The sequence below is a fragment of the Sphingomonas sp. 1F27F7B genome (assembly GCF_005503355.1).
In the GTDB taxonomy this organism is placed as follows: Bacteria; Pseudomonadota; Alphaproteobacteria; order Sphingomonadales; family Sphingomonadaceae; genus Sphingomonas.
The window spans coordinates 1-4,508 of the sequence record NZ_SCMK01000051.1; the positions used below are offsets into that span (position 1 = coordinate 1).

Below are 4,508 nucleotides of genomic sequence, written 5' to 3' on the forward strand. Positions count from 1 at the left end.
CGCGAGCCGCGCCATTTGCTCGTCCGTCAGCCAGTACAGGTTGCTCACAGTCAGTCTCCTTGCGGAGCCTGAATCAGATCGCACCTCTCACATCAATGGGTCCTGACCCTAGGATTGATGCCAGCGATAGCTGCCATTCGATGACCGCCACGCGAACAGCGGCTAATGCCCCACTCTCGGCTGCTAGCTCATGCTGTGCAAGCTGACTAGAAGCTGTCGTTGTAACAGAATGTACAATAGGTGGCAGGCATAGATTCCACCGCCAGTTCTATGGATTCGCCTATTCTCCGGTGCATCAAAGCCGCGGCGCTGCGATTACACCATTTTGGTTCATTCAGTTTATGGACCGGCCTGGCTGCGGGAAATAACCTGCCTTGGATCGGCAGGATTCGGGGCATTTTCTCTGGCCTGATCGATACGAGAAGGGCGCAATTTCAGTAGCCCTCAAGGGGAGGGCTTATGCGTCTTCGCTTGTTGGCGTGCACGAGCACGCTGGCGATAGGTCTCGCGTCGTTGCCTGCACAGGCGCAGGAGACGACCAGCTATCAATATGATCAACTCGGGCGGCTGGTGCGGTCATCGATCAGCGGCGGGCCGAACAGCGCGGTCGCGATGGCGACCTGCTTCGATCCAGCCGGCAACCGGGTGCAGTATTTCACCGGCACGGGCACGCCGCCGGTCTGCGCGACGCCGGTACCCACGCCTACGCCGACGCCAACTCCCACGCCGACCCCGACGCCCACGCCTACTCCGACCCCCACACCGACGCCGCCGGTCGCGGTGAACGATTCGACTTCGTTCGTCTGCTCGACGACGAAGACGGTGAACCTGCTGGCGAATGACTATGACCCGAACGGCAATGTTCCCTTGACGTTGGTGTCGATCAATCCGTCTTCGGGATCGATCTATGCGTCGATCGTCAGCAGCACGTCGGTGATGTTCAGCGCGGCATATACCGGCACCGCGAGCTTCACCTACACGATCGCGAACAGCCTGGGCGCGACGGCCACCGGCATCGTCACCGTGACCGCCACCGGCAACAACAATGCCTGTATCGGCGAGCCGCCCGTCTAGCGCCCTGCCGCTCCACCCTGAATTCCTGATGGAGACCAGAATGCACATGCATGTTGCGCGGCTTCTCATGGCCTCGACGATGCTCGGCGCGGTACCCGCGACGGCACAGATCGTCCCGCCCAAGATCTATTCGACCACGCCGACCGGGGTGAACCTGGCGGACTCGGCGTTCACCTATTCGACGACCGACATCGCGATAGGACCGCTCAAACTCGAGCGCTTCTATATCGGCAGCTATCTGAACGATCCGAACAAGATGTTCTTCGGAATGCACACCAGCACCAATTTCGACATCTATGTTGCGAGGCGCTTCAGATCGGTCGGGCGGTATGTCTACACTGTCTATCTCGGCGCAAGCCAGGGCGGCATGTACGATATCGGTTCGCCCAATCCGATCGAGTCGAACCTCGATTCCCGGCGCGCCACATTAGAGATCGTCGGTGGCAACTTCGTCTATACGGATGCCGCTGGCACGATATACACCTTCACGGCATCGGTGCCTGCGTTGGACTCCGGAGGCGGAGTGATGGCGTCCTCTCAGCGCATCGCCAGCATCACCTACCCAGACGGACGGATACAAAGCTTCTCCTACAACACCAGCCGCCAACTCAAGCTGGTGAGCGACACGTCGGGCTATGCAATCGTGCTCGATTATGGCGCCAACGGACGCATCTCCGCAGCCTGTGGTTTCAACCTGTCCAGAACCTATGTCACTGCCTCTAGCACCTGTGGCGGCGCCACGATGAAAGCCGGCTACGGCTATAGCGGTGATCAACTGATCAGCTTCACCGACGTGACGAACCAGACGGCGACCTATGGCTGGGGTGGCATGCCTGGCTGGCAGGGCGGCATCACCTGCGTCAAGCCGTCTGGCTATGCGAACTGCAAGATCGCCAACACCTATTCCAGCGTGCTCCAGATCGGTAGCCAGACGCTGGCGGACGGAACGGTGTGGACCTACGCGTCCAATGCCGAGCCGGGCATCATCACCGATGATGGGCAAGCCATCGATAGCGACGGGCAGATCAACGGCGGCGTGATGGACCCTGACGGGAAGAGCTTCGGCGGCACCTTTACGCGTTCGAGCCCCTATAGTTTCACCGACGCGAACGGGCAGACGACGCAGTATCGCTACACCGGCGCCAGCGACTTCTTCTCGAACAACCCGCCCGGGGGGCCGCTGGCTGAGGGCAGCTATCTTGTCGAGGCGACCTATCCGGAGGGCAACAAATATCTGGCCGAGTATAACGGCCCCTATCGAGCTATCAGCAAGGAGACGCTGGTCGCGAAGCCGGGTTCCGGTCTTCCGAACCTCGTCAAGCAATATGGCTATTATTTCTCCGGCGCCCCGTACACGATCACGCGGCAGAACGCGGCCAAGCCCGCCATGATCGTCGATCCGAGCGGCAACCAGACCGACTATACCTATGCCACGCATGGCGGCACGCTTTCCGAGATGCAGCCGGCGCCGAGCGCGGGGGCGGCGCGTCCGCTGAAGCTGTACAGCTATGTGCAGGGCTATGCCTATGTGAAGAATGCGGGCGGTGCGCTGGTGGCATCTGGGGCGCCGATCTGGCTGCCGTCGAGCGAGACGCTGTGCCAGACCTATGCGGGGAGCAGCACGGCGACCTGCGATCCGGCGGCGCCGATCACGACCACGGCTTACGAATATGGCGCGAGCGGCACGGCCGACAATCTGCTGCTGCGGGGAGCCGTGGTGAGCTCGGGCGGGGTGAGCCTGCGCACCTGCTACGGCTATGACGAATATGCCAACAAGATCTTCGAGACCAAGCCGCGGGCCGGCCTGGCGAGCTGTTCGTGAAGCGGAGGCAGGGGGACATGACGATGCAGAAGATTGTCGCTCGGCTGCTGGGCTCGGCCGCGTTGCTCGCTCCGGTTGCCGCGATGGCGCAGTCGGCGCCGTCGGACTTTACCATGGGCACCCGCTACGACTTGGCGCACCGGGTGGTGGGGACGATCGCGCCCGATCCGGATGGCGCGGGTCCGCTGCATCATCTGGCGGTGCGCAATACCTATGATGCCAATGGCCGCCTGGTGAAGGTGGAGAAAGGCGAACTGGTTTCCTGGCAGCCGGAAGCGATTGTCCCGGCAAGCTGGTCGGGCTTCACCGTCCAGCAGACGGTGGACACAGCCTATGACCTGATGGACCGCAAGGTGAAGGAAAGCCTGTCCTCGGGCGGCACGGTCTATCAGGTGACGCAATACAGCTATGATAGCGTCGGCCGTCTGCAATGCACCGCCATACGGATGGATCCGGCGCTGTTCGGCAGCTTGCCCACGAGCGCCTGCGACCAGAGCAACCCAGCCAACCCGATCGACCGCATCACCAAGAACGTCTACGATGCCGGCGGCCAGCTCGTGCAGGTGCGCAAGGCCCTGGGGTCGAGCCTTGAACAGGCCTATGCCACCTATAGCTTCACCCCCAACGGCAAGCAGGAATATGTCGTCGATGCGAACGGCAACAAGGCCCGGCTGGTCTATGACGGGCATGACCGCCAAGTGCAGTGGCAATTCCCCTCGACCAGCGCACCGAGCGGCTACAATCCCTCGACTCCGGCCAATGCGCTGGCGACTTCGGGCGCGGTCAATAGCAATGACCGCGAGGAATATGGCTATGACGCGAACGGCAACCGCACCTCCTTGCGGAAGCGCGACGGGCGGGTGTTCGGCTACACCTTCGATGCGCTGAACCGGATGACGTCGAAAATCGTGCCGACGGCATGCGTGGCGGGCTATGCCTGCACCAGCGTGAACCCCTCGGCAACACGCAGCGTCTATTACAGCTACGACCTGCGGGGGCTACAGACGGCGGCGCGGTTCGACAGCGCAAGCGGCGCGGATGCAGTGACGCAGGTCTATGACGGGTTCGGACGGATCACGTCGAGCGCCACGAGCATGGCCGGGGTGAGCCGCGGCCTGAGCTATCAATATGATGCCGACGGCAACCGGACGCGGATCACCCATCCGGACGGCAATGTCTTCACCTATGCCTATGACGGCCTCGACCGGCCGGCGGACACCTATGAGAGCGGCCTGTACCAGCGGCTGCATTTCGACTGGGACGCCCAGGGGCGCCGCTGGGGCGAGTGGCGCGGGGCAGTCTTCTCGACCTATGGCTATGACGCGATCTCGCGGCCGGCGAGCATCACCCATGACCTGGCCGGCTCGGCCTATGATGTGACGACGTCTCTCGGCTATAATCCGGCAAGCCAGATCGTCAGCAGGACGCGGTCCAATAACGCCTATGCGTTCACGGGTTTTGTGAACGTCAATCGGGCCTATGCGCCGAACGGGCTCAATCAATATGCGAGCGTGGCCGGCACCGGCTTCGGCTATGATGCCAATGGCAACCTGATCTCGGATGGCACTACCAGCTACGCCTATGACGCCGAGAACCGGCTGGTGGCGAACTC

The 4,508-nt window shown here is 62.2% G+C and carries 2 protein-coding genes and 1 pseudogene; all 3 read left to right on the top strand.

The genetic code is table 11. The features are described 5' to 3' along the window. Positions 1 to 459: 459 nt before the first annotated feature. On the top strand, positions 460 to 1,074 hold the full coding sequence (locus FFS08_RS23905; RefSeq protein WP_212742072.1) for an Ig-like domain-containing protein: 615 nt from the start codon (positions 460 to 462) through the stop codon (positions 1,072 to 1,074). Between the two features lie 40 nt (positions 1,075 to 1,114). Beyond that, on the top strand, positions 1,115 to 2,896 hold the full coding sequence (locus FFS08_RS23260; protein ID WP_137865112.1) for a hypothetical protein: 1,782 nt from the start codon (positions 1,115 to 1,117) through the stop codon (positions 2,894 to 2,896). Between the two features lie 17 nt (positions 2,897 to 2,913). Next, positions 2,914 to 4,508: pseudogene (locus tag FFS08_RS23265) on the top strand (hypothetical protein); the annotation flags it as partial.

Bases quoted from the DNA above. Each gene is read 5' to 3' on its own strand.
- FFS08_RS23905 (WP_212742072.1), top strand. From the start codon at position 460: ATGCGTCTTCGCTTGTTGGCGTGCACGAGCACGCTGGCGATAGGTCTC.
- FFS08_RS23260 (WP_137865112.1), top strand. From the start codon at position 1,115: ATGCACATGCATGTTGCGCGGCTTCTCATGGCCTCGACGATGCTCGGC.